Source organism: Runella sp. R5_40 (assembly GCF_057652295.1).
Genome location: NZ_JBYFCH010000037.1, coordinates 1 through 26,467 on the forward strand (window position 1 = coordinate 1; position 26,467 = coordinate 26,467).

The following is a 26,467-nucleotide window of genomic DNA, read 5'->3' on the forward strand; positions in this document are numbered from 1 at the left end:
TCTGGTACTGTTTGTTAAAAATACTCAATCTTGAAATTTTACCATAGTACAAACCTAAAGGGCGGCCCCGTTGAAATGACTGCTGTTTCTATGGAAGAATTGCCTGATGATATTCAATATACCAAGGAGCGAAAACCAGATGTACTTAAAAAAATAACTGATAACGCGGGAGATACATTTGTGCTTCAAATAGAGTTCCAATTGAGGAATGAACCAAAAATGGTTTACCGAATGGCAGAATATTTTATCATGCTGGAAAGGAAGTATGATTTGCCTGTTAAGCAATTTGTTATTTTTCTTGGTTCTGGAGACCCTAAAATGTCAACGAGACTTGATCGAGAGATGCTCAAATTTAAGTTTCCACTTATTGCACTCTCGACACTTGATTATCATATTTTCCTCAATTCAGACAAGCCTGAGGAAATCATCTTAGGTATTTTGGTGAATTTCAAGGGAGAAAACCCAGAAATTGCTTTAAAACAGATACTTGTGCGTGTAAGAGAAACTGCTCAAGGGGATTTTTCGTTAAAGAGATACTTTAATCAGTTGCGTGTGTTGGCTCAACTTCGTAACTTGGAGCTAAATTTAAAAAATGCTATGGATAGTATCGCAGAATATATCAAAGAAGAAAGAGACGTTCTTTATCTTCGTGGACAAGAAAAAGTTGAAATAAGATTTGTTACTTTTCTTTTGCGTGAAGGAAACAAAACTTTTGAGCAAATCGCAGAGATTGCAGGTACTACGGTGGACTTTGTTAAAGCTGTTCAACAACAGATTAGTAGTAAATAGACATTCTGTATAACTCAAATCCCCCGCAGCAATTCATACAGCTTTTTTACCGCCTGCTTCTCGTAGGCTTCTTTGAGTGAAATAATCATAATCGTTCGCTTCATGTTTTCGCCTTCGATGGGAATGCCCACTACTTCGGGGTCATTGACGCTGGTATCACTCAAGATGGTGTGCCAAAACCCCGTTTTTACAATTTCAAACAATGTAGGTATATCGTTGATTTCCATGCAGATGTTGGGTTCTAAATTTTTTTGGCTGAACACTTCTTCAAAAAACTGGATTGTACTGTAGCCGCTGAAAGGGAGTGCCAAAGGAAGGGCTGCTACTTCATGAAGAGAGATTGTTTTTTTGGAGGCCAACGATGATTTCTTAGCAGTAACCAATACCATATTAGAGGTCAAAATAGGCTGGTATTTGAGGTGTGGCTCGTTGGGCTTTTCATGGAAAATCAAGACAAAATCAAATTGGTGCGAATTGAGTTTGTCGAGCAGGTCTTTGGTGGTACCGAACACCACTTGGATTTTGATATTTTGGTACTGCTGGGCAAACTGTATCAAGGTTTTGGCAAAAAGAATCCGCATGGAATAAATCACGCCGACGGTAATTTTTCCCGTGTTCAGGTTTTTCAAATCTTGCAAGAGCAATAATCCTTCATTTGCTCTATTGATGCACTGAAACGCATACATTTCAAACAGACCTCCCGCTTCGGTAAGCGTGATTCGTTTGCCGATACGGTTAAACAAGGGCACGTTTAATTCATCTTCTAATTGTTTAATTTGCTGTGAAAGAGTGCTTTGGCTGATATTCAGTGCCTTTGCCGCCTCCGTAAAGTTCAAGAGCTCCTTGGCTTTTAAAAAGTACTTGAGTTGTCGTAATTCCATCTTTCTAAATCGGTTTTTTCGATTGTTTTTATCGAAAAATAGCGTTTTGCAAATATAAAACCTCTTTAGATATTTGTGCGAAATTGTTTTAAATCAATCAGTTAACACTTAAAAAGCACCCTTAGCCATGAAGCTCAAACTACTTCTGTCATCTTTTCTTCTTATTTCTTGTTTGGCGGCGTTTAGCCAAGAAAAACAGTCAAATCAAGCTGCCGAAAAGGGCTTGATTAAAGTATCCGTCATGTATCCTTACGCCGAAGGCAAAACCTTCAACATGGAGTACTACGAAACCAAGCACATGCCCATGGTTGCAGGATATTTGGGGGCAAATTTGGTAAAATATACCATTGAAAAAGGATTGGCGAGTGGGCTGCCTAATCAACCACTTCCCTTTATGGCGATTGGGACTTTTTACATCAAAAGTCTAAGCGACTATCAAGCAGCCGTTGCCCCTAATAGAGAAGCCATTCGGGCTGATTTTGCCAATTATACCAATGTCGCTCCCATCATTTTGGTGAGTGAAGTGGTGAAGTAGCCATAGTCAGTTTTTATTGCCCCCACTTGAGACAATAACGGGGAAGCACAGGATACAAGCGGTATAATGTCAATATATTTTTGAATAATTAAAAGAAATGCAATGGCATATCTAAACCAAAGTTCAAAAATGAAAAGACTAATTTTTACCGCTTGTGTCTTGTTTTTGTGGGGAGCAAAGGTGTTGGCAAACGTCGTGCTGAACCAATTACAAGTCAACTATCAAGCCACGCCCTTAGGAATTGATACCCCAATTCCGCAGTTTTCTTGGCAAATGAAAGCCTTGGACGCCAAACGAGGTTACAGCCAAACTGCTTATCAAATTGTGGTTTCCAACGCTAAAAATCAAGTGGTTTGGGACACCAAAAAGGTAAACTCGGCGCTTTCGCATGGCATCGAATATGCTGGAAATGGCCTCCAACCCACCACGCGCTACCAGTGGAAATTGACTGTTTGGGACAATACGGGTAAACCAACTACAAGTAACTCTTGGTTTGAAACGGGCTTGATGAACCCTTCGATTGCGGCGTGGTCGGGAGCCAATTGGATTGGGGGAAGCGACGACGATATGGTGTTGTATTCGCATTATTTATCGGTGTTTAAGTTTGAGTATGGCCTTCAACTCGATAAAACTAGCAATGCTACGAAAGCTTCTTTTGTGTTTGGTGCCAACGACCGCCGTTTGATGACCAAAGACTTGAACCTCATGGGGATGACCAAAGGCAAAAACGAAAGTTATGTGGCCTTGGAATTGGATATTTCCAACGTTAGCGACGCTGCGGACGGTCTCGCCAAACTGACTATTTATCGTGTAGGTTATACCAAAGACGATAAGGAAGACGTCCCATTGAAAAGCTTTGACATTCCGCAATCGTTGATAAATACGGCCAATAAATACGAAAAGCACCAATTGCTGGTGGAATGTAATTTTGGATTGTTTGAATTTTACGTGGACGGCAACAAAGATGCTAACAAGCTGAAAGACAAAGCGGCACCCGCTGGCGGTGGAGGGCGTTTTGGTGCTCGGGGGTACAACTTAAATCCCGTTGGAAGTGGAAATAATTACATCAGTTTTCCCATGTTGTCCGACATTGGTTTTCGCGTACCTAACGGACAAAAAGCCTTTTTTTCGGGAGTAACAATTCGGAATTATCGCTATCCATCCAATCCAATTTTTACTGAAAACCTCCAAAAACAACCATATTCGGGGATTTTTGCGGCTTCAAATGTGAAAATTGAGAACGGAAGCTACGCAGTAAGTGGCGGCTTAGTCACGGCCGACCCCAGCCAAAATGCAGCGCCCATGCTTCGGACTACGTTTACTACCCAGTCGAAACCCATCGCAAAGGCACGTTTGTACGTTACTGCCCGTGGGATTTACGAACTATTTCTCAACGGAAGTCGCGTATCTAACGATTATTTTAACCCAGGTCTTACGCAGTACAACAAAACCCACCTATACCAAACGTACGATGTTACTACTGGTATAAAATCGGGTAAAAAGAATGCCATTGGAGCATGGTTGAGCGAAGGCTGGTGGAGTGGTAATATCACGTTCAGCGGCGAAAACTGGAACTTCTTCGGCGACCGTCAGTCGTTGTTGAGTAAATTGGTCATTACCTACGCCGATGGTTCAGAGCAAGTGGTAACGTCAAATCCTACCGAATGGAAGTTTTTTGGCGATGGTCCCATTCGGTACGGTTCGTTTTTTCAGGGCGAGGTTTATGATGCCAACAAAGAAGCAGTCGTCAATGGCTGGGCGACGGCGGACTACAACGATGCTGCATGGAAATCGGCAGTCGTTGTACCTTTGGACGGAACTGCGTTTAAGGGTACCGTTACCGATGCCTTGGGGCGGAAATCGTCGCTGGAATACGATGACTTTAAACTTGTTGGACAAATGGGTGAAAATGCCACGATTGTCAAAACGTTGACCGCTAAAAGCGTGGAGGAAGTGCGCCCCAAGGTATTTGTCTATGACATGACGCAAAACATGGTAGGTGTCCCCCAAATTACTATCAAAAATGGCCGAAAAGGTCAAGCTGTTACCCTGCGTTTTGCGGAAGTGAAGTACCCCAATTTGCCCGACTACAAAGGCAATGAAGGCATGGTGATGATGGAAAACATTCGGGCGGCGTTGGCCCAAGATTTGTACATTTTGAAGGGGGGCGACGAAGTGATTCAGCCGCGTTTTACCTTCCACGGCTATCGCTATTTAGAAATTACGGGCATCGACCAAGCCATTCCCGTGTCGGATGTAAAGGGTTTGGTGATTAGCTCGGTGATGGATTTATCGTCGAGTTACACCACTTCCAATGAATTGGTGAACAAGCTTTGGCAAAACATTACGTGGTCGTTGCGTAGTAATTTCTTGTCGATTCCCACCGACACCCCCGCCCGCAACGAGCGCATGGGCTGGAGTGGTGATATTTCGGTTTTTGTCAAAAGTGCTACCTTTTTGACTCAGGCCAATCCTTTCTTGCGCCGCCATTTGTTGGCAATGCGTGACATGCAGCCTGAAAATGGCCGTTTTACCGACGTCGCGCCCGTGGGTGGTGGTTTTGGAGGAACGTTGTGGGGAAGTGCAGGGCTTACGGTGGCGTGGGAAACCTACCGTCAATACGGGGATGTACAACTTTTACGGGAACACTACGATGCCATGAAAAAGTACATCAACTTCTTGGAAACCAAGGTGGACAAAACGAACGGGATTTTGAACGAAGGCCCGCTGGGCGACTGGCTCAGTCCCGAAAACAACAAAAATGACAACACCCTTTTCTGGATGTCGTACTTTGCCTACGACTTGGAAATTATGAGTAAAGTCGCGACCATTTTGGGCAAAACCGACGAAGCGGCGCAGTTTGCCAAACGTCAACAAGAAATCAAAAAGACCATTAATGACGTCTATGTTGATAAAAATACGCACCGTACCATCAAATCGGGGGTAGTAGCAGCACGGATGGGGCCTCCAGGGCCGCAAGCGGCTGAAACAAAATCGGACAAAGGCGTGCTCATGGATACCCAAGCCTCGTACGCCATTCCGTTAGCGTTGGGAATGTTTGACGAAGTAAATAAGCCGTTTGCTATCAAGTATTTAAACGAAACCATTGAGCGTAAAAACAAAGACGACGGCGGCATCGAACGTCCCCCTTATTCGCTGATGACGGGCTTTATCGGGACTGCTTCTATTTCGGAAGCGCTGTCTGATAACGGAAATCACGCCCAAGCGTATCGTTTGGTGCAGCAAAAAGACTATCCGTCGTGGTTGTACTCGGTGGTCAATGGCGCAACGTCGATTTGGGAACGTTTGAACAGCTACACCGTTGAAAATGGTTTTGGAGGAAACAACAGCATGAACTCCTTCAACCACTATTCTTTCGGGGCGGTAGCTTCGTGGATGTACAATTATTCGTTGGGAATTCAGCGCCATCCCGACAAAGCCGCTTTCAAAGAGTTTGTACTCAAGCCTACTCCTGACCCCGACAAACGCATTACCTTTGCTAAAGGCTACGTGGACACAATGTACGGACGCATTTCGAGTGAATGGGAAAGCAAATCAACTACGTTTACGTACAAATGCACGGTGCCTGCCAATACAACCGCGACGTTGCATCTTCCTGCCAAAAGCCTGACCCAAATCACCGAAAGCGGCAAACCTATTGCGCAATGGAAAGGGGCAAAGCTGGAAAATGGAGAAGTGGTTTTGCCTTTAATATCAGGAAGTTATGTTTTTGAGGTGAAAGAGTAATAGTTACAAAGAAGTTTATATTGCTTCGGAGAAGCGTAACCCTTACAAAGGTTGCGCTTCTCCGAAGCGATTTTGGATTGTTCAAAACCTTTCAATAAATGTTGCGCCTACAAAGGTTGCGCTTCTCCGAAGCGATTTTGGATTTTTTTAAAACCTTTCTACAAATGTTGCGCCTCTGCCGAGGCGATTTTGACAAATTCAATTTTTTTTTGTCAACGCTTACACCGTACCTGAATCGTTTGTTGAGGTTTGAGTTGGAGGGGGTAGCCTGCCAGTAAAACCGCCCCTTTTAATTTGGATGACTTCCCGTCAATCGTCAATTCGTAGCTTTTGTTGGCATCAATCGGAAACCATTCTTGAAACTGATTGATGCGCGGATAGTCAAACGGTAAATGCAAGTTTTGTTTGTGCCATTGTCCACCAAAAATCAGCTTTCCCGACCAAGCTTTGGGCGAACTGAGCGTAATGTAAACAGTATTGTTGTCGGTCACAGCGCCATACACAACCTCCTGATTCCAGTCTGAAAGTTGCGTGCCTGCCGTTTTCCAAAGGGCATACATCAGCGACGTTCGCGCAAAATTTCCGTCACCGTGCCAGCCCTCAATGATTCCGTCGGGTTTTTGAAAATTCCACAACACCTTGATTTCGCTTTCAAGCCAGTCTTTGGTGCTGGCGATAGGTTCGCGCAAATACAAATTCAACGTGCCTTCAATGGCGTCGGCGTAGCCATCAGCGCTGCCCGATTCCCAATCGTGGTTGCAGTAATTGGCATTGAGGGCGCTGAGTGCTTTTAAGGTAGCGTCGCGGTAAGTGGGTTGCTTATCAAGAAGATACACGGTGTAGAATGCGTTGAGCGTATAGCCAAAATTATCGGCAATTCGCTTTTGAATCACTTCACCCGTCAGTGGATTTACTTCGTCGTAAAAAAGCCCGTGTTCGTTTCTTCCTTTGGCCAAAATGGTATCCAACATTTCGTGAATAAACGGCTGCCACTGTTTCTTTTTGGCAGGATTTGCCATCGATACAACCGCGTACATTTCTACCAACCCCGACACAATTTCACAGCCGTGGTCGCGAAGGCGAAGGCGCGGCAATGCACGAGTGGGCAAATGGGCTTCGCTCAAGTAATAATCGCCAATTTGGATGCCCCACGCCAGCCACTTGGGGTTTTTGGTAAGCCAATACATTCGCGCCAATACCTGTAACAAATCGCCGCCAACTTCCACCACGGCGCTGTTTCCAAAAAAGCTGCCTTTGATTTGAGTTGGTACATCCACGATTTTATCGAGGTCTTCCAAGATTCCCAACATCCGCTCCGACCACGGGCTTGTCCCCAGCCATTCGGTGAGGGGAATGAGTCCGTCTTTCATGTATTCGGCGCTGCCAAACACCAGTTGGCTGCTATCAATCACCGCATTTTCAAAGCCTTTTTTGCAAAACGAATACGTATCGGGAAGTCGCCCGACGCGTGACGTAAGGCGGGTTTCGGTAGCAAGCATTTTCCGCATTTTGCCTTCAAAAAGGGGCTTGTCGAGCATGGAAGCGGTCATTACCATAAACGGATAATTGTCGGCGGCGGCATCCCAAGCGTTCCAAATGCACGTACTTTGGGTAAGGTTACGCGGAATAAGGCCCGTAGCGGGGTCAGCTTTGCCAAGCCATCCCAACAAAAAACGGTGACTTCGTAGGAAGGCTTCGTTAGCCACTTTGCCGTTGGCCAGGGCTTGGTCAAAATAGGTTTGGTCGTTGGTTTGCGCCCAACTTTTGAGCGACCCAAGAAGAAAAAGGAGGAGGTAAAAATGGCGAAACATGGAGGAGGTGTTAGGAATAATGACAAAAGCAGACAACCGACGAAATTTAACATTATTTAGGAAGTAGTTTCCCCAATAAAGTAGTGAAATCGGCGTTTTGAGTATAGTTATTCACTCAAAAAAACAATGTCATGAAAAACGCTTACGTATTTTTACTCACTTTCTCTGCCCTCAGTGTGTGCGGTCAAACCGAAAAAGGAAATTCGTTTATTGCAGGTAATTTCTCTACGAGATTTGAAACGACGCTGAAAAAAGAGAATTACAACTCAAAATGGCGAAGTACGGCTGTGGGCTTAGGGCTTCAGTACGGAAAATTTGTAAAAGATAATGTCCTTTGGGAAATCAATGCCAATGAGAGCATCGTTTTTAGTCGCAATGTCGTCGGAAGAGCCAATGATAATCAATTCCGAATGACCAATTCGGGTTTTGGAATAGGTACTTCAGGGTCGTACTTTTTTGGAAAAAACCAATGGCGCGGCTTTGTGGGAGGAGGGATAGATATTGGAATCAGTTTTACTAACAGCAAAAGCGAAAATAGAACAAACACGCTTGTAAACTCAGACTATTCGAGTTTTTCTGTCAACCCAATCTTTAAGGCAGGAGCCATTTATTTCATGGATAAACAGTGGGCGCTAAAGGCTGAAACAACTTCAAACTCGTTTCCCATCAACTTTTCGGGAGTCTCTTTGGGCTTACTTTACTGGGTGCGTCCTACGTCGTTTCGGGTAGAGGAAGCAACGTTTTCTACGTTACAAAATGGTAATTGGGTTGTTGGACTAGACATGGGCTTGTCGTCATTGCAGCAAAAGGACAATAATTCCGTTGTCAATAATTACCGCGTACGAAACAACGAAAGTAATTACCGTTTTGGGGTAAAAGTTGGGAAATTTGTAAAAGATAGAACGGTGGTTGGTGTTCGAGCAAGCGTTGGATTTGCAAAAGACAAGGAAGAATATACCAATGTATCAGGAAATTTCACCAGAACCGAAGAGCAACTTTCGGGTGGTGTCTTTGTGAAGCGCTACTTGGCCAACAGCCGCTTTACACCTTACATCGAAAGCTCGCTCAATTTTATGCGTTTTAACTCAACCCAAAAAGGAAGCTCTACCAATAGCACGTACCACACTAACACCTATCAGTTGGGTTCATCGGTCGGACTTGCGTACTTGATTAGTAACCGTTTTTTGGTTGAGGCCGAATTGGCGGGTTTAAATATCTATTACAACTCACCTTTTGGGGCTCAAGAAAACTTGTCGGTAAATTTATCGAGCCGCCTATCGCCAAGTTTTACGCTTTCGTACGTGTTTTAGACAAAGGTTGAGAAGGTAAGCAAAGGTGTTTTTTTTCTGGCCAAAGAAAAGAAACACTTTTGCACCAAAGCTTAGTATGCTTTACAATTCCACATTACTCATGGCGACAATTTTCCAGCCATCTACTCTTTCCAGGATTCTCATTTCACGGGTTTTATTGGCAACTTTACCATCAGCATTAAAAGTCTCTTGTGTGTAAGTGACCCAAGCGTTGGTGGTGCCTACGTGTGCCTCATAATCCGAAATTTTGTAGGTTTGGCCAGTGGGTTTGTGGGCTTTCTTAAATTGTTCGCCAAACGCTCTGAGCGCATCACCTTTCAAATAAACAGGAATGCCCATTTTCTTAAAATATTCCTGCTGACGCTCCACATAACTGGCATTGTAAGCCCACTGTTTATTCATCGCTTCTACGTCGCCTGCATGGTACGCATTGGTTTCGGCTTCGATGGTTTTACGAACATTGCCTTTTTCAAAAGCGTTGTCTGAATAGTCCCAAAGCGCTAACAAACCCGCAATTTTCCACGTGCCGTTAACTTTTTCGAGCATCCGCATCTCTTTTGAGGGAATTTGTGTTTTACCGTAGAGGTATTGGTCGTAGATAACCAAAGCGACATTTGGCGTGTAAAACTTAAACGTAAAATTCTCATTGATAGGGTTCATTTCCCGAGGTCGGTATCCGAATGTAACGTCGTTTTCTTTTTTAATATCGGCAACGCCAAACTTCACCGAATACCCCGTACGAGTATTCCAGCCTCTGAAGGTTTTTGGAGAGTCGATAAAGCTACCTGTTACGTCTTTGCCTGCATACACGTCAATTGTTTCTTGGCGGAGCTTATTTTTGATGATTTCTTCATCTACTTGGGTATTTTTAGGAGTCGCATAGGTATGCTGCCCACTCAAACCAACCAATTTGTTTCCCCTGATTTCATAAACGTATGTCGAAAGATAATCAACTGATAAGTCGGGTGTGCCGTCGTTGTAATGTCTTACATGGTGTTCGTTGCCAGTAGCAATCACGGTATTCCCGAATTGGCGGATAGATAGGTTTTTAAAATTACTCTCTACGCTTCTAACATTTTTGAACAAAGCCATAATCTGCGATTTGTTGGCAATGTAGCCACTTCCCGACACCAGTAAGTAATTGTCGCTGAGATTTTCCGTTACGTTTTTCAGAGGATTTTGTTGGTAATCGCTCATGTTTTGCTGAAAGAGTTTTTCAGCTTGGGTTTGAGCAACAACGTTACCCGCCACGGCGATGAGAAAAAGAAATAAAAGATTTTTCATTGGTCGTTTTTTGGTTTGTGTAAATACCTTTTTTTCATTGACAAAACTACCCCATTAAAATGAGCGGAAATTGTAAAAATGCGACATCTACGTACTCTTTTAGCCCCAGGCCGTACGACATGGGGCTGAAGAGGCTTGCCTATTGCGGGGTAACACAGGTCAGACGATAGTCAGACCAGACCTCACGCTTAGTGTGTGTAAGCAGAAATCATTTAGCTGCGGGTACCGTATGTTGTCCGCTTACGTAAGTGAGTTTGCCGTCTTTGACTTCATACACATAAGTGACCAAATAATCAGTGGATAAGTCGGGAGTGCCGTTGGAATAGTGCCGAACGGAAAACTCGCGACCAGTGGCAATGACGAGGTTACCAAATTGGCGGAGTTTGAGGTCTTGAAAGCGCGCCTCTACTTTACTGACGTTTTTGAACAAATTGACAATCTGTTGTTTGTTGGCAATGTAGCCCGTGCCCGAAACAAGCACATAGTCTTCTATCGCTTGGTCTTGAATGGCTTTAGAGGGATTTGCTTCAAACTCTTTTTTCATGTTCTCAAACAAGGTCGCAATGGGAGTTTGGGCCGAAACGGAAGTTGTCAACGCAACGGCAAAAAATAAGAAACAAAGGAGCTTTTTCATGGGAATACGTGCGTAGGCACAGTTAGTGAATGGGTATTTGTAGAAGAAAGAATTGTACTTACATTTTGCCTTCGCTTTTCAGTGTTTGCCACGTCCAGACAGCGCCCAGCAAATCAAGCACACCGAAGGCGATAAAAAGGGGAGGAGCGATTTGCGTAACGACCAATCCAACGGCTCCCAAAAAGTAAATCAGCCGACCGATAATCGTGGTTTTGAGGAAAGGAGTAAGCTCATTTTTGGCCGACTGATAATAATAAACGCCGAGGATAAGGGCCAAAATCCCCACCACCCGAATGTAGGGTTCGTGGGCTTCGGGTAGTTGCGCCGTTTTGGTGAAAAAGTTTGGGATAAAGGTAAGTTCAAGCCCTACCAAGAAAAGGTAAAAACTGAAAAAATAGACGGTTTTGGCCGATTTTGACATAATTTTGAGGTTTAAGAGTGCTTTTTACATTTCTTTACCACACATAGTACACATCAGAATAAAACCACATAAGTAACACAGAGAAACCTAGTGTAAACTATGTGTAAATACTATTGTGGACTATGTGGTAAAGAACTCACTCCAAAAGTAGTGGCCTTACTACCCTCAAAACAATTCTACTTTCTGAACGGCGGCATCTAATTTCTAAACGGCGGGTGTTTCAATCGCCAACCGTTGCAAAAGTTCGTTTTTCATTCGTCGCGACACGGGTACTACCTACTTATCTTTCATTTCTACCGACCCACCTTCACCCCGAATGTAGCGCGTTACGTTGTCGAGATTAACGATGTGCGACTTATGAATGCGCATAAACTGCCGTTCGTCAATCATCTGCTCAAAGTGCGCCATGGGTTTGGAGGTGGTGATTTTTTTGTGGTCGGTCAAGTAAATTGTGCAATAACTTCCCATTGCTTCTAAGCGGTTGATGTCCTGTTCGGGAAACAGAATCACCCCTTCTACGGTCGGTATTGAAATTTTCTTAATCGGTTGGCTATCCGATTTGATTTGTTGAAGCAACTGGTCAAAATCTTTGTGATTCGATGCCGATTGAAGGCTTTGTTCCATTTGTAATTTTTCGGTCAGCAACTGACTGTTTTTTTGCAGTAACGCTTCGTGTTCTTGCGAGCGTTTCAACGCAATTTCTTGCGCATCTTTGGCTTCTTTTCGGTAAGTGTTGAAACGGTAGGCGACCGCAAAAGCAAAGAAAATGGCCTCCAACACTGAACAAATTTGGTAGATATACGCCGAACGTAAATTGTTCATCGACACAATTCCCATAAAACCCAACAACACATTGGCGACCCCATAAATGTAAAAACCAAAGGCCAGTACGAAGTACCGCGCGTGTTTGAAGCCCAGAAAATGAATGTAAATACTGGCTCCCAAAAGCACCAACATGATGGAAATCACCAACAACTGAAACACGTCATTGACCCAGCCACGGTAAGGAAGCCATTCAAAAGGCAGTAAAACTAGCCCAATACACCACAAAACGACCAACGTCCAAAAGAATTTGGGGGTCAGTTCCTTCATTCGCAAGTAAGCATTGGCAAATAGAATGATAAAAAATAGAGTGATGACGGAAGAAGAATTGATGTCAGAACTAAAATTAGGGATTTGCTTAAAAATAAATTCGTGGTGGTGGTTGTCGGCTTTAAAAATGATGTAACCCGAGGTTAGGATATAGAAGAAATAATAGAGAAATACGCGATCGCGAACGACCAAAAACACAAACAAATTGTAGAACATCAACGCCAACAAAACGCCGTAAATAGCCCCATAAAGCAAGTCATATTTGTGTAAATAATTAGAAACGGCCTGAATCGTACCCATTTTTAGGGGTACATACACGCTGGTGTTTTGGATGCGTAAATAGACTCTTTTGGGTGCTTTCCCGATGTCAAAAACAGTATTGCTGCGTTTCAAAAAGTGCGTTCCAAAAGGCCGCATAGCGCCTGTTTGCCAGGTTCTTAGCGAATCGTTTTTGTCAAATACATATACATCCAGCAATCGCACGTCGTGCAATTCTTGCGTCAAAAATAACGCTTCATTCGACGAGTTTTCAACATCTACGCGAAGCCAAATGGGGTATTCGGTATTGCCAAAATTGAGAAAACTTTTCGTGTTTTGGGTAAATGCTTTGTCGGGTAGTTGACGTAATTGTGTAAACGTCAATGTTTTAGAAGAATCAATTAAAAAATAGGTAAAGGGTTCTACGTTTTGCAGTTCCTCGGAAGAACGATACACAAAACGTTGTTGAGCAAACAACGACACGGAAGCACAGAAACCAAACCAAAAAATGAAAAATCGCATGGCGAAAGGGTTGAGGAGCGTTACAGCAAGTTAAATAAAAAATAAGCTCGTCAAGCAAAATGGCAAAAGACTTTTATTTTCTCTATTTGAGACAATAGCAGGTAGGTGTAGGATAGAGATGATACTTAATGGATTTATTTTTGGATTTAAAAGGTAAATCGTTTGAGGTAAGTAACTATCGGTTGTAAACAAAATTTCGGTCAAATGAAAAAAACACTTCTATTCGTGGTATTGGTTGTAGTTACTTTCGGGAGTAAGGCAAAAACTACTTTGCGAAAAAACTTTCAAAATCCCCCTAAATCGGCCAAACCTGTCGTGTGGTGGCATTGGGTGGGGAGCAATGTGACCAGAGAAGGAATCACCAAAGACCTCGAATGGATGCAGCGCGTTGGTATTGGTGGTTTTCAAGCGTTTGATGTGTCGATTGGTGGTGGACAAATCGTTGAGAAAAAAGTCAAGTTTATGACAACTGAATGGCTGGAACTCATCAAACACACCGCGGCAGAAGCCGACCGTTTGGGCTTGGAAATGACCATGGTAACTGCCGCAGGTTGGAGCGAAACGGGTGGAACGTGGGTAAAGCCGCAGGAAGCCATGAAAAAAAATAGTATGGAGTAGAACCCAACTTCGCGGAGGTGAAAAACTTAGCAGTCCGTTGCCTTTACCACCAACGGTTGCGGGACCAATTCGGAATTTGCCCAAAGGAGCAAGCTTCGGTGGTAGCAACAGCAAATCGAAACCTTTTTACCAAGATCAAATTGTATTTGCCTACAAAACGCCCGAAGCAGAACTGACAGTGGCTACGCCCAAAATCACCAACCACAAAGGTGAAAATGTGGCATACGATGTCCTCTTGGATGATGATTTAATCTCAAAAATTACCCTTGAGGCGCCCAAACAAGACGAACCAGTTTATTTACAATTTGAGTATGAAAAACCGTTTACGGCGAGGTCGTTTTCGTTGGCATTGGGGGATAGAGCAAGGTTTTCCAGCTGTATGATGCGAGTGGGGTACGTTCAGTTTAGTAAAGATGGAAAAAACTATAAAACGCTATTGGCATTGCTTGGGCCGCAGCACGACATTCGTGCCTTGCCATTGCGTACTTTTTCGTTTCCAGAGGTGGCGGCTAAGTACTTTCGGGTAGTGTTTGTTAAAGGAGCAACGATGACAACCGTCGGTGGCCCCGATAATGTGGGAGGCTTTGGGGGACCAACCACCGCGCCTAAGTCGTTTGACATTGACGAAGCTATTTTTCATTCGGGTGCGCGGGTACATCGTTGGGAAGACAAAGCAGCTTTTGCGCCAATGTTTGCTTTTGAAAGTCTTAAAACACCAAATACAGGCCAAAATACGGTCATTAAAGGCGACGAAATCATTGACGTAACCTCTTTCATGAAGCCTGATGGTACGCCAAAAATGGCCCTGCGATGCCAGAAGCTACGGGCTATGAGGTGGACAAGTTCAATAAAACCCATTTGTTGTCGCACCTCAATCAATGGTCGAATTCCTGTTGACCTACAAGCTCATTGGAGAAGTCGCTACCAACAAATCTGCCAACAAGCTGATTAAGAAGAACATCCCCCTATCTGCTTTATCAAATCGAATGGCCGCTTGGGCCGAGCCAAAAGGACGACAGGGCGTAACTTATTACAGCGCTTGATGCTACATCAAGAAGCCGTGCTTGCATTTGCATTCGAGTCAGGCGTACCCTTCACCAATAATCAGGCGAGCGTGACCTTAGAGCCGCCAAGGTTAAACAAAAAGTCAGTAATTGCTTCCGAATTATTGTTGGGGTCATTGCCTACGCCCGTATCGCTGGCTTCATTTCTACAACCCGAAAAATGAACCAGAATATCATCCTCAATATCCAAAGTGTTCTACGAGGCACTTTGCAATGGGCTACCTAAACAGTTACGAAAAAAGAATAAATTTGGAAGATGTAGTTCTAATATTATAATGAAAAACGGCTATGGTATATTTCAGAAGAAATATTTGTCGTAATTTGTTCATATATTTGCGTATTACGCTAAAAATATGATAAATAAAAGCATTAATAGGCTTCGTGTTGTGTTAGCCGAGAAAAACTTGACAAACAAATGGTTGGCAGAAAAAATGAAAAAAAATCCAACGACAATTTCTCGATGGTGTAGTAATGAAATGCAACCATCACTAGAGACACTTCTGGATATAGCATATATTTTGAATGTAGACATAAAGGATCTTTTGTGGTCATCAAAAATATAAAATGGAAGATAGTCAGAAAAATATAATAAATGCTTTTAGCAGAATCCTTGATAACTTAGTGGATGGTGATAAGTATGATTCACTCCCTCCTAAAGGGCCAATCGATTTGCCATTTTCGTCTGTTTCGGATGAAGAGCTTAGGTCTATTGATCAAGACATATATGGCGAGGATGAAGAAGATGGTTCGATAATACCTTCAAACAGAATTAAAATCGTTGAGACTTCAGAAATTAAAGAAGTATATCTCCCAAATGAAGATGATTTAGATGGTTTGAATATAATAGGAATCACTGGAGCCAATAATAGAATTTTAACCACCTCTTTTCATTTAATTTTAGCTAGATCATCCATTGTCAATTTTAAATATACGAAGGGATTCGAGAAGCCTTATTTCTATACTAAAAGTAAAGATGTGTCGGCCTTGCTAATTTTAGACAACAATATTTTTGATAGTGCATATAACCTATATACGTATAATGAACTTATAGATAATGCAAATAGTCCAATCTATGATCACTTGCAAAAAAGTAAAGGAAGACCTTTCATTTTTAAATATAATTACGAAAAATTCAAAAAAGCCCCTAGTTCACAATCTTTAGGGTTAGCTGTTAAGTTTCAGCACTCCCTTGAACTATTAGCAATAGCGGACATAGATGTGACTGATTCTAGCCCATTAGTTTGTATAAAGGATGGAGCATTATTTTCTAACAGTAGTAAACCATCTGATATACAAAACGGACTACAAAAACTATTTTCATGGGCTAACAAAAAGAAAATATTTGTGGCGCTGTCATCAAAAATAGCGGATTCAAGAGTTCTTATTAATACATTAAATGCTTATCCTCATCTTATCGAAAGCTATTTTCCGAATCAAGAAATTACAATTGGGGTAATCAACTCATTTGGCACTGATGCCCTACTTCTAAAAAAGGTATTAAAACCTGGTTATAGAACTCCTTTAATCGAATACATAGAACAAACAAGAGAGCCTATTATTCAAAAAGAAGGGTTTGAAGGTTTAAAGCCTCTTACTTGTTATTATCATAAGCGATCAAAACCATACAATTTCATAAGGATAGAAATTCCAAAATTTATGTGGGATGAATGTAAAGAACAGGTTGAATTCGCAATATCCTCGGCAATTTGGCAGTATGAACTTGGTGGTGATAGGCCTCTGATAATTAAAGCTGCATTGGAAAGGTGTGTCTTAGACCATGAACATTGGGTTATAGAGCAACAGATAAAGGCGGCATTTGAAAAGAAAAAGCTTGGTTTGGTTGAATTTTAAATTTGAGGACATGACGGATAACGATATATCACATAACATCGAGGTTGCTAAACCATACCATGATATAAATACCCCATTCTCAATTGATGAGCATGGAGCGTTAGCAGAATATATAATAAATGATCCAGAAAAGATGCCCCAGTTAGCATTAGGGGCGTCTATTTTGATAAGAGATAGGAAAACAGAAGGTATTGGTACAAATGAGTATCGTGATTTTTGGTATGCTGGTCGAATTATTGGTTTGAAGGTTGTATCTCCTTTTAATCCTGAAAGAACTAGTATGCTTTATCAGGAAGATAGTCAAATGGATCCTACTAGACCTTTAGATTTTCTAAATGGCCCCCATACCCATCAACCAATGGTTATACAAGTTAACTTGACTAGAGAATTGTCTAAAATTGAAGGCAAAACTGGAGAATTTATGGATTCCGCAATCCAAAGACCTCCGTCTGGTTATAGCAGATTGTTCTTTCCAAAATTGAAACGAGATAGTCTTGACCCCTCACCTACACTTAAAGATATATTGAGGGTCAAAGATAATGGGCTTGATTTAGGAATGATTGGATTTGGTAATAAGCCTTATGGCTGGAATGATCAAAAATTCATTGAATACAAATGGGATATTGATAGGCTTGACAACAAACATATCTTTATTGTTGGAGAAAGTGGGTCAGGGAAAACGGTATTTCTTAAAAATTTAGCTTATGAAATCAGGAAGCACAGTTCGAAAAATAAGATTATCCTTACTGATGTACAGGGAGATATTTCTCAACTATTATTCTGGGATTTTGTAAAGAACATATCGCCTAGCGGATGGCAGCCACCTGTGACAGAGAAAGACTTTGAAGATGCAAAAAAAGTATTTGGAAATTTTAGATTAATTGTTCCAATGACAAAGGAATCGTACCCTGATACAGAGGTTACTGCTTTAACTAAGTTAGCTCAAAAAAGAGGTGTGGATGTTCGTAGAATTAGTTTAAGATTTCAGGATTTAGATTCACCTAGAGATGCAGAATATTTATTCCGAACAAGTTCAGATCAAGCAACGCTACTAATAGAGGATTTATCGGAAGGGTTAAAAGCTAGTGGTGAGCCTGCCTCCTTATCTAGATTACAAACCGCAATTTCAAGACTTCTGACTAGAAATACTACACCTCAAATTACTATTCCAACGAATGGGGTATCCTATTACAGAAGCACGTTTGAGGCTAGTAAAAGGGCGCTCAGAAGCCTTGAGGAATATTTTGATATAGACCCAATAGGGCTTCAAGAAGATAAAAATCCACTTGACGATTTTGATTTCGATGGTACCACAATTCTTTATTTAGATCATCTGAATCAAGACGAACGCCTAATGTGGGAAATGCAACTGGTAAGTTGGTTATATAAGAAGAAGAAACAGATGCAAAATACATATGTATTTTTCGACGAAGCTCATCAAATCATACCTGCTGCTAAATCTAGTGGTTCTGGTAGCAGTGCAGAAGTTTTCAGTAGGCTAAGATCGAATTTTGAAAAATTGGCGAGGGAAGGCCGGAAGTTCAGAGTAAATCTTGTTTTAAGTACTCAAAATCCTCAAGATTTACATCCAATCGTACCAGAGCAATGTCCAACTAGAATAGTCATGAAAATAAATCCGAAAAATGCTCAATATGCATTCCTTGATAAAGAACTAGCATATGTTGCTAATAGTTTTAGCCATGGCCAGTTTTGGATACAAAGCCCTTTTAACGGAACACCTGACTGGGTAAGAGTTCACAGCATTGCCCCTCCTATTCCGCATGATTCGATGGACGTCTTTAGAGACGAAATGATAAGAAAGGCTTCAATATAAAAATAACGTCAAATGGCACTTGAAAGAAGAAAGGCAAACACAATTCCTGTGTCATGGAGCCACGAGGAAGAGGAGTTATTATTAAACTACCTCAAACATGAAGCTTTTGATACTAAATTGATTAGAGAACTTTTTCCTAATAGGGCTTTACCAAGTATTAGAAGTAAAGTGAGGAAATTAAGAATAAAACATGACTTGTTTGGAGAATCCTATAGAGGACATAAGGAAGATTTTACTTTAAAAATAGCTCAAAAAGTAGAGCCTAAATCCGTTTTTGATGCTTATGCAGGAGCTGGACATCAAACATTTAAATGGATTGCAGTTGCTGATATTGTCTATGCTTCTGAAAAGATGAAATCCAAGCTACAGCAATTTGAAAAAAATGCATTAGCTAATGGTTTTATGAAATTTAGTACAGAAGTTGCATCATGGCACCTTTATAAAAAAGGTAATAAGCAGATTTTCTTTTTTATTGGAGATACAGTTGATGCAGCTGCATATGTTAAGGTAAATAATATTCATATTGACATTGTTGATTTAGACACATGCGGTTCTACTTTGCCAATTTTACCTACTCTGTTGGTCTTACTTAAACCTAAGCATGTCGTAATTACACATGGGGAATTTCATTCAATGCGATTTAAAAGAGAAGATGTGTTAAGAAGGTTATTTATGCATAGAGATATTAGTGAAAATCCACTACCTATGAATGTGGAAGAAATGTCTAAAGAACTAGATAAGGCTGTTAAAATTGCTGCTTTAAGAGCTCATAATGAGACTACTGACTCCTTTTGGTTGCAGTTAGAGGATCAGACTTGGCTAGGGGGAAGGTTTCGTGGAATGTTAAGAAGATATTATAAAGTGTCAAAACCATTGGCCACTTCAGATTGCATCAATGAACTATCTATTTTTTAATTATTATGAACCGATCAAATATTGAATGGACAGAAACTACATGGAATCCAACAACTGGTTGTACGAAAATTTCTAGTGGTTGTAAAAATTGCTATGCAGAAAGATGGGCTAAAATGCAAAAAAAACGTGGAATAAATCAATATAGAAATGGCTTTGACTTAACATTGGCCCCAGATCGCTTAAATGATCCTTTTAAATGGAAGAAAACTCAAATAGTGTTTGTAAATTCGATGAGTGATTTATTCCATAGTGACGTGGAAGATTCCTATATATGTGAAATTTTTAGAGTCATGAATTCAACCCCTCAACATACATATCAAATATTGACAAAGAGAATAGAACGATTGAAATATTTGCATTCACTTCTTGAGTGGTCGAATAATATATGGTTAGGGGTTTCAGTTGAGAGTAATGACTTCACTAGAAGGATAGAATTGTTAAAGGAAACTTCTGCTTGTATAAAATTTATATCTTTTGAGCCATTGATAAGCAATATAGACTATCAGGACTACAGTAGTATTGACTGGGTACTCGTAGGTGGTGAATCAGGGGGAAAGGCAAGACCAATCCAAAAAGATTGGGTAATTAAAATTAAAGAAAACTGTAAAGATTATAAAGTTCCATTTTTCTTTAAACAATGGGGGAGACGAATGTATAATCCGAATAAAAATGATCCAACACTTAATAAATTACACCCCTTATTTGCTAAAGGTGGGTGTATGATTGATAATGAAATTTACAGAGAATATCCAAAAAATAAATAATGGCATTACCAATAAATTTAGAAGATCTCGTAAACTCAAAGACGGTAGAATCTGTTAGAATAGAGTTTAAGAAAGGTTGGAATCCTGAAGAAGTATTGCATACTGTTTGTGCCTATGCAAATGATATAAATGAATATGGTAGTGCGTACCTTATAATAGGAATCGATGAGCAAGAAGGAACTCCTATTCTTCCTCCAGAAGGTGTACAATTTAATCAAATTGATAGAATTCAAAAAGAATTTTTAGAACTATGCTTTAAAATATTGCCAAATATTTTCCCAATAATAGAGCCTTTAGAATATCAGGGAAAGCATATAGTTGTAATTTGGGTTAATACAGGAGAAGAGCGACCATATTCAGCACCTAGTACACTTGGTAGTAAAGCTCAACGTAGAATATATGTGAGACCAACGTCCGTTACTATTCCAGCAACACAAATATTAGAAGACCAACTTAGAGAATTATCAGGTTATAAACATTTTGATGATCGGGTAAATACTAAAGCAGACATTGGCGATTTAGATTTAGGGTTGATTCAATCATATCTTCAAGAAGTTAAGAGTGATTTATATGATGAAACACTAAAATTGCCATTGGCAGAAATAGCTCTTAAAATGCAGATTGCAAGAGGGACAGCTGAAAATTTAAAACCTCTTAATGTTGGATTATTATTATTTTGTAAAACTCCTGAAAAATACTTTGAAGGTTGTTATACAAATATTGTAGAGTTTGAAAATGAGGCTGGAACAAAGTATTCTGAAAAAAAATTTCAAGGCCCTGTACACATACAAATAAAACAGATAATGGATTATTTACAAAATAATATCATTAGAGAGTTTGTTCAAAAAGATGCTTCAAGGGCTGAATCAAGACGCTTTGTAAATTACCCCTATCAAGCTTTAGAAGAAGCTGTTGTTAATTCTTTGTATCATAGAAGTTACAATAATCCAACACCTAATGAAATACGAATATATAGATATTCTGAGACAAAAAAATTTTTTAGTTCTGAAGTCGACGAAAGAAGAATTGAAATACTAAGTTACCCAGGACCTTTGCCACCAATAGATGAAAATGCCTTGGTAGAATTGAAAATAACTGCAAGAAACTATAGAAATATAAAACTTGGTGATTGGCTAAAAAATTTGCGGTTAGCTGAAAAATACGCTACTGGTATACCTACGATTCTAAATGCATTAGAAGTGAATGGATCACCCAAACCAATTCTTTCCACTGATGTCGAAAGAAGCCATTTTTTAGTAGTTATTAAGGTACATCCAGATACTCCATTTGATAATTCTAAAGAAGTAGAAAATATAATTAGTCTTTCAGATATTCAACAGATTATACTTGACGAACTAATTATTGAACCATCTGATAGGTTTGAGCTTAGTCAAAAATTTGATGTTGATATTTTACCAAGTATTGAATATTTGGAAAAAAAATATCTAATTAGCGCTAAATATTTTTCAGGGTATCAAGTTTATTTTATAACTGAACTAGGCCGTAAAGTTTTAAAAAATACGTTTTAAGAATTTTTCTGATGAGGTAATAAACTGAGGCCTTTCTAATTTATTGCCACTTGACCCAAATTTATCAGAACAAGACTGGTCAGCGTATTATTTTGCCCAAAAGTGGTCTTGTATGTTACTGACAGGTGATAATAGACTGAGAACTAGAGCTAGTAGCAGTGGTGTAGAGGTTCATGGTATCTTGTGGATTTTGGATGAATTGGTTCGCAATCAAAAGGTTAGGGAACGAATGGCTTGCGAATTATTAGAGCAGTTAATGAAAATTAACCGCAGACTTCCCCTAAAAGAATGCCGCGAACGCCTCACCCACTGGAAACCAAAGTAGCTTGGGGGAAGTTTACACTTTTGTAATGAGAAGTTGAATTTACCCCATTCTATGAAAAAGTTGATTTTTATTCCATTGTTAGTTCTACTGGCTTTGACGAGCTATTCACAGTCGGGCAGTTTTATCAAAGGTAAACTTGTTGATTCGCTGACAGCCGAGCCATTGTCGTTCGCCACCATTCGGTTGGAGTCCAAATCGCAGGGTAGTATGGTAAAAGGTGAAGTGGCCGACGACAAAGGGTCGTTTCAGTTTGTGGGTCTAAAAGACGATAAGTACGTCATCAAAGTCGAGTACGTTGGCTACAAAACCAAGTACATCGAAGTGAGTTATGACAAAGCCAGTCAACGCCTAGATTTGGGGTCGATTTCCCTCACTCCAACGAGCCAACAATTAGACGTGGTAACGGTGACTGGAATCAAACCCAACGTAGTAGCAACCCTCGAAAAACAAGTATTTAAGGCCGAACAGTTTGAAGTAGCAAGGGGCGGGACGGCCACCGATGTGCTAAAAAATATCCCGTCGGTGATGGTCAATGCCGAAGGGGAAATTTTGGTCAGAGGGTCAAAAGGTTTTTTGATTTTGGTCAATGGCAAACCTTCGCAAATTGATGCCGCCACAATTTTGTCGCAAATTCCCGCCAATACCATTGAAAAAATAGAAATGATTACTGCACCTTCGGCCAAATACGATGCCGATGGCAAAGCGGGAATTATTAATATCATCACCAAAACGGGTACCAACGACGGTTTGTCGCTAACCACCAACCTCCAATACGGCTTGCCTCGTCTGCAAGCCTATGAAAACGCCACCGAACCCCGTCGCTATGGAGTCGATGCGACGCTCAATTACCGCAAAGGAAAGTGGGACGTGACGGTTTCGGGCAATTACCTCAAAAACGACATTGCAGGACAACGCGTAGGAGATGTTTATACCATCATTAATAATGTACTGACCCAGTTCCCGAGCGACGGAGAGCGAAGCCTAAAACGCGAAAACTATGGCCTGCGGGCTTCCGCCATTTATACCATTTCGAAATCGGATGAACTTTCGGCGGGCGTATATGTGGGTGGCCGCGACCAGTACCGAACGGCAGATATTTATTACCGAAACAATACTAAAAGAAATATTCTTACCAGCCAAATGGTGGGGAGAGCGCAGTATTATAATCCCAATTTGGTGCTAAAATCGGGAGAGTTTAAGGTCGTAAATCTCGATTATACCCACAAATTCAAAAACTCCTCCGCCTTGAGCGTTTCGGGTTTGTACGAAGATGCGATGATTGATGGCTTTACCAAAAATAGCAATATCAACATCAATAACCTCAGAGATACCCTTCAATACACCCTCAATACGGGCTCGAATCCGCTCCGCGCCCTCCGCCTCAAAGCCGATTATGAAAAGCAACTAGGCATTGGGAAACTCTCAATAGGTTACCAATATCGTCAACAAAACCAAGAGGGCGTGTTTGTGTATTCTGAGAAAAATGGAAACAATCAGCCGTTGGTGGTTAATCCTGCTTTTACGGCCAACGTTTCTATTTATAACCGAATACATGGTCTTTATACGCAGTACGCGGGCAAGTACAAAAAGCTGGAATTTTCGTCGGGACTGAGGTATGAGAACGCTTTGCGGGAATTTACGGATGACCGTGGAGGAAAACCGAATGAATTGAAATTGTCAAACTTGTTCCCTTCGGCCAATTTGTTGTACGATATGGGGAAAGACCTTCGCCTCAAAGCCGCTTACAGTCGTCGCGTGCAACGCTCGACCAACAATGAGCTGAATCCTTACCCTGAACGCGAACACAGCGAAACCCTCGAACAGGGCGACCCTAATATCCGTCCTGAGTTTGTAGGGATTTATGAACTTGGACTCACCAAAGATTTTAAAAAGGTATCGTTGTACTGGAACGTGTATCGCCAACAAATTACGAACATCGTCAACCGCGTCAACAGTGTATATAATGACACGATTTTGAATCGAATTTATACTAATGCAGGCAAAGCGCGCTTGATGGGTTCAGAAATCGGGGTGACAATTTCGCCCGTCAAGAAGCTGAAAATCTTTGTGGGAGGCAACGTTTATAATCTAAGAATTAAGGGGACATTGTTTGATAACTCGGTGGTAGTCAATAGTCAAGGTTGGGCTTATTCCATCAATGCTAACCTCAATTACCAATTTACGCCAACGTTGAGCACGCAGTTTAACCTCTCGTATTTATCAGCTAGAAATACGGCGCAGGGAGAAGATTCGCGTTTTTACCAACCCAATTTTTCGATAAAGAAATCATTGATGAACAACAAGATGAGCGTTTCACTGCTTTGGCAAAATACGTCCTTTGGAAAAATGAAAGTCAATGAACAACGGATCTCGACTTGGGGTGCCAATTTTTATACGACTACCAACTACATCCAAGAAACCAATATTTTCTTGCTAAACCTTTCGTATAGCTTCAACAAAACCGACCGTAAAGCCAAGTTACCATCGAGCGAATTTGGGGAGCGAGAGTTTTAAAAACGGATTTTTTATTACTTTACCCCTCAAACTCAAGAAGCAAATTTCGATGGACATATTGTCGTACCTCAAACAGCACGGTATTTACTCAGATTCGCTCGTCGATTGGGTACAGCATCATTCCAAAACCAAGACCTATCCCAAAGGCCAGGTTTTGTTTGCCGAAGGCGATTCTCCCCAACGCGTCTATTTCATCGAATCAGGACTTTTGCGGATGTTTTACGAAAAAGATGGCAAAGAAATCACCCACGGTTTCTTTGCCGAAGATTCCGTGTTGATGTCTGTGGAAAGTATTTTTTACCAACAATCCTCTGCGTACGGCTGCGATACCTTAGAGCCAACTACGGTTACTTCGTTCAATTTTCGTGACTTTACGGAGCTGAGCAACAAGCTACCTGAGGTGAGTCATTTAGAAAAACTCATTTTGTACGGTGTTATCAAAAAACTAGCCGATACCAATTACTTCTTGAAGTTTCATTCGGCCAAAGAACGCTACGAGCGCATGATTGCCGAGTATCCCAACATTCTTCTTCGGGCGCCGCTTGGGCACGTGGCGTCGTATTTGGGCATTACCCAACAAACCCTCAGCGTAATTCGTGGACAAATCGGTTAAAATGGGTGGTTGATTAAAAAATGAAAATCAGTTCATTTTTTAATCTATCTTAAAAATTGGGGGAAAAATACCCGCGACCTTTGTAGCATCAAAACAAAAGGTACGCAATCCCCATGAAAAAGACAGTCATTTTTGCCGCGCCAGCCTTGGTTGCATTGCTGGTAGGGTGTAACTCAAAAACTGAAAAAACGGCTGAAAAAACGGCCGAAGCAGCCATTCCCGTTAGCATAGAAGAAGTGCAGTCCACTACCGTGAAAAACGATGTGTCGGTTAGTGGCAATATCGAAGGCAATACCACCGTAAAATTGGCTTTTTTGGTGGCGGGTAAAGTAAATTTTATTTCGGCCAAAGAAGGTCAAATGATCAAAAAAGGCCAGTTAGTAGCAAGTTTGGAGCCTACTAATTACCACATCGCCAAAGAATTGTCGGACGTTCAGGTCAATGCTGTTTCCGACGAATTTTCTCGCCTAAAAACCTTGCACGACAAAGGGAGTGTCACAGACAGTGATTTTTCAAAGGTGAATTTTTCCTTGCAGCAGGCCAAACTTCAACAACAACTTCACGCCAAAAACGAAAGTGATACCAAGTTGTATTCGCCGATTGGTGGGGTGATGCTGAAAAAACTTACCGAAACGGGCGAAATTGTGGGTGTCGGTATTCCCGCCTTTGTCGTATCGGACATTAGTAAAGTAAAGGTGTTGGCGTATATCCCAGAGGGAGAACTTCATTATATCAAAATTGGGCAACGGGCTGAAATCACCGTTTCGGCGCTGGAAAAAACATTTATGGGGCGAGTGATTGAGGTTGGTTCTGCTGCCGACGCTACAACTCGTGCGTTTACCATCAAGATTGAGGTGGCCAATCCCGCCTCCCAAATTCGCCCTGGGATGATTGCCGAGGCAAAAATCAAGGTCGATGCCAGCTCGCAGGCGTTACTACTTCCTGCCGAATGTATCATCCATGATTTGAACAACCAAACCTACGTCTATGTCGTGGATAAAGCTCAAAACAAGGCGTTTAAGCGCGAAGTAGGCATTGGTAAAATGATAGAAAACAAAATTGAAATCACCAAAGGCGTGCAAGCTGGCGAGCGTGTGGTGGTAGCAGGACAAACAAAAATTACGGACGGAACCGTGGTTTCAATCAACCAATAGAC

Annotated in this window: 23 protein-coding genes; 16 read left to right on the forward strand and 7 right to left on the reverse strand. The window is 41.3% G+C overall.

What is annotated here, in order from left to right; genetic code table 11:
* Positions 1–30 precede the first annotated feature (30 nt).
* Positions 31–789, forward strand: a complete 759-nt coding sequence (locus AC23N5_RS30100) for an RpnC/YadD family protein (RefSeq protein WP_487758357.1) — start codon at positions 31–33, stop codon at positions 787–789.
* Positions 790–803: 14 nt separating this feature from the next.
* Here the strand turns inward: AC23N5_RS30100 and AC23N5_RS30105 are convergent, their stop codons facing one another.
* Complete coding sequence (locus tag AC23N5_RS30105; protein ID WP_487758358.1) at positions 804–1,670, reverse strand: LysR family transcriptional regulator; 867 nt, start codon at positions 1,668–1,670, stop codon at positions 804–806.
* Between the two features lie 127 nt (positions 1,671–1,797).
* Between AC23N5_RS30105 and AC23N5_RS30110 the strand changes: the two genes are divergently transcribed.
* The gene (locus tag AC23N5_RS30110; RefSeq protein WP_183980298.1) at positions 1,798–2,205 is read left to right on the forward strand and encodes an EthD family reductase; all 408 of its coding nucleotides are present in this window, start codon (positions 1,798–1,800) and stop codon (positions 2,203–2,205) included.
* A 129-nt stretch (positions 2,206–2,334) separates the two neighbouring features.
* Positions 2,335–5,952 (forward strand): family 78 glycoside hydrolase catalytic domain, encoded by a 3,618-nt coding sequence (locus tag AC23N5_RS30115; protein WP_487758359.1) that lies wholly within the window; start codon positions 2,335–2,337, stop codon positions 5,950–5,952.
* 212 nt (positions 5,953–6,164) lie between these two features.
* Here the strand turns inward: AC23N5_RS30115 and AC23N5_RS30120 are convergent, their stop codons facing one another.
* A complete protein-coding gene (locus AC23N5_RS30120) occupies positions 6,165–7,763 on the reverse strand; it encodes a hypothetical protein (RefSeq protein WP_487758360.1) in 1,599 nt (532 codons plus the stop codon).
* 131 nt (positions 7,764–7,894) lie between these two features.
* Between AC23N5_RS30120 and AC23N5_RS30125 the strand changes: the two genes are divergently transcribed.
* Complete coding sequence (locus AC23N5_RS30125) at positions 7,895–9,073, forward strand: hypothetical protein (RefSeq protein WP_487758361.1); 1,179 nt, start codon at positions 7,895–7,897, stop codon at positions 9,071–9,073.
* 81 nt (positions 9,074–9,154) lie between these two features.
* On the opposite strand, the gene AC23N5_RS30130 is transcribed toward AC23N5_RS30125, so the two are convergent.
* The 4 genes from AC23N5_RS30130 to AC23N5_RS30145 all read right to left on the reverse strand — a co-directional run bounded on the left by AC23N5_RS30130 (position 9,155) and on the right by AC23N5_RS30145 (position 13,284).
* Positions 9,155–10,357 (reverse strand): nuclear transport factor 2 family protein, encoded by a 1,203-nt coding sequence (locus AC23N5_RS30130; RefSeq protein WP_487758362.1) that lies wholly within the window; start codon positions 10,355–10,357, stop codon positions 9,155–9,157.
* A 208-nt stretch (positions 10,358–10,565) separates the two neighbouring features.
* Positions 10,566–10,991, reverse strand: coding sequence for a hypothetical protein (locus AC23N5_RS30135; protein ID WP_487758363.1), 426 nt, complete (start codon positions 10,989–10,991; stop codon positions 10,566–10,568).
* A gap of 58 nt (positions 10,992–11,049) precedes the next feature.
* Positions 11,050–11,412 carry a hypothetical protein gene (locus AC23N5_RS30140; protein WP_183980288.1) on the reverse strand — a complete coding sequence of 121 codons (363 nt, stop codon included), beginning with the start codon at positions 11,410–11,412 and terminating at the stop codon, positions 11,050–11,052.
* Between the two features lie 276 nt (positions 11,413–11,688).
* A complete protein-coding gene (locus tag AC23N5_RS30145; RefSeq protein ID WP_487758364.1) occupies positions 11,689–13,284 on the reverse strand; it encodes a 7TM diverse intracellular signaling domain-containing protein in 1,596 nt (531 codons plus the stop codon).
* Between the two features lie 204 nt (positions 13,285–13,488).
* On the opposite strand from AC23N5_RS30145, the gene AC23N5_RS30150 reads away from it, so the two are divergent.
* Positions 13,489–13,902, forward strand: coding sequence for a glycosyl hydrolase (locus AC23N5_RS30150; RefSeq protein WP_487758365.1), 414 nt, complete (start codon positions 13,489–13,491; stop codon positions 13,900–13,902).
* Positions 13,903–13,939: 37 nt separating this feature from the next.
* Positions 13,940–14,854, forward strand: coding sequence for a glycosyl hydrolase (locus AC23N5_RS30155; protein WP_487758366.1), 915 nt, complete (start codon positions 13,940–13,942; stop codon positions 14,852–14,854).
* A 152-nt stretch (positions 14,855–15,006) separates the two neighbouring features.
* Here AC23N5_RS30155 and AC23N5_RS30160 read toward each other — a convergent pair whose 3' ends face one another.
* Positions 15,007–15,156, reverse strand: a complete 150-nt coding sequence (locus AC23N5_RS30160; protein ID WP_487758367.1) for a hypothetical protein — start codon at positions 15,154–15,156, stop codon at positions 15,007–15,009.
* Between the two features lie 163 nt (positions 15,157–15,319).
* On the opposite strand from AC23N5_RS30160, the gene AC23N5_RS30165 reads away from it, so the two are divergent.
* From AC23N5_RS30165 to AC23N5_RS30210, 10 genes are all read left to right on the forward strand, one after another.
* Complete coding sequence (locus tag AC23N5_RS30165) at positions 15,320–15,529, forward strand: helix-turn-helix transcriptional regulator (RefSeq protein ID WP_487758368.1); 210 nt, start codon at positions 15,320–15,322, stop codon at positions 15,527–15,529.
* Between the two features lies 1 nt (position 15,530).
* Positions 15,531–16,817, forward strand: coding sequence for a hypothetical protein (locus tag AC23N5_RS30170; protein WP_487758369.1), 1,287 nt, complete (start codon positions 15,531–15,533; stop codon positions 16,815–16,817).
* Positions 16,818–16,827: 10 nt separating this feature from the next.
* Positions 16,828–18,651 carry an ATP-binding protein gene (locus tag AC23N5_RS30175; RefSeq protein ID WP_487758370.1) on the forward strand — a complete coding sequence of 608 codons (1,824 nt, stop codon included), beginning with the start codon at positions 16,828–16,830 and terminating at the stop codon, positions 18,649–18,651.
* Positions 18,652–18,663: 12 nt separating this feature from the next.
* Complete coding sequence (locus AC23N5_RS30180) at positions 18,664–19,566, forward strand: hypothetical protein (protein ID WP_487758371.1); 903 nt, start codon at positions 18,664–18,666, stop codon at positions 19,564–19,566.
* Positions 19,567–19,571: 5 nt separating this feature from the next.
* Positions 19,572–20,330, forward strand: a complete 759-nt coding sequence (locus tag AC23N5_RS30185) for a DUF5131 family protein (protein WP_487758372.1) — start codon at positions 19,572–19,574, stop codon at positions 20,328–20,330.
* Positions 20,330–21,859, forward strand: coding sequence for an RNA/DNA-binding domain-containing protein (locus AC23N5_RS30190; RefSeq protein ID WP_487758373.1), 1,530 nt, complete (start codon positions 20,330–20,332; stop codon positions 21,857–21,859). The genes AC23N5_RS30185 and AC23N5_RS30190 overlap by 1 nt, the downstream gene beginning before the upstream one ends.
* Before the next feature lie 43 nt (positions 21,860–21,902).
* Positions 21,903–22,184 carry a PIN domain-containing protein gene (locus AC23N5_RS30195; protein WP_487758374.1) on the forward strand — a complete coding sequence of 94 codons (282 nt, stop codon included), beginning with the start codon at positions 21,903–21,905 and terminating at the stop codon, positions 22,182–22,184.
* A 51-nt stretch (positions 22,185–22,235) separates the two neighbouring features.
* Positions 22,236–24,698: a TonB-dependent receptor gene (locus AC23N5_RS30200; protein ID WP_487758375.1), complete on the forward strand. Its 2,463-nt coding sequence runs from the start codon at positions 22,236–22,238 to the stop codon at positions 24,696–24,698.
* A gap of 49 nt (positions 24,699–24,747) precedes the next feature.
* Positions 24,748–25,311 carry a Crp/Fnr family transcriptional regulator gene (locus AC23N5_RS30205; RefSeq protein WP_487758376.1) on the forward strand — a complete coding sequence of 188 codons (564 nt, stop codon included), beginning with the start codon at positions 24,748–24,750 and terminating at the stop codon, positions 25,309–25,311.
* A gap of 113 nt (positions 25,312–25,424) precedes the next feature.
* Positions 25,425–26,465, forward strand: a complete 1,041-nt coding sequence (locus tag AC23N5_RS30210; RefSeq protein ID WP_487758377.1) for an efflux RND transporter periplasmic adaptor subunit — start codon at positions 25,425–25,427, stop codon at positions 26,463–26,465.
* Positions 26,466–26,467: the final 2 nt, after the last annotated feature.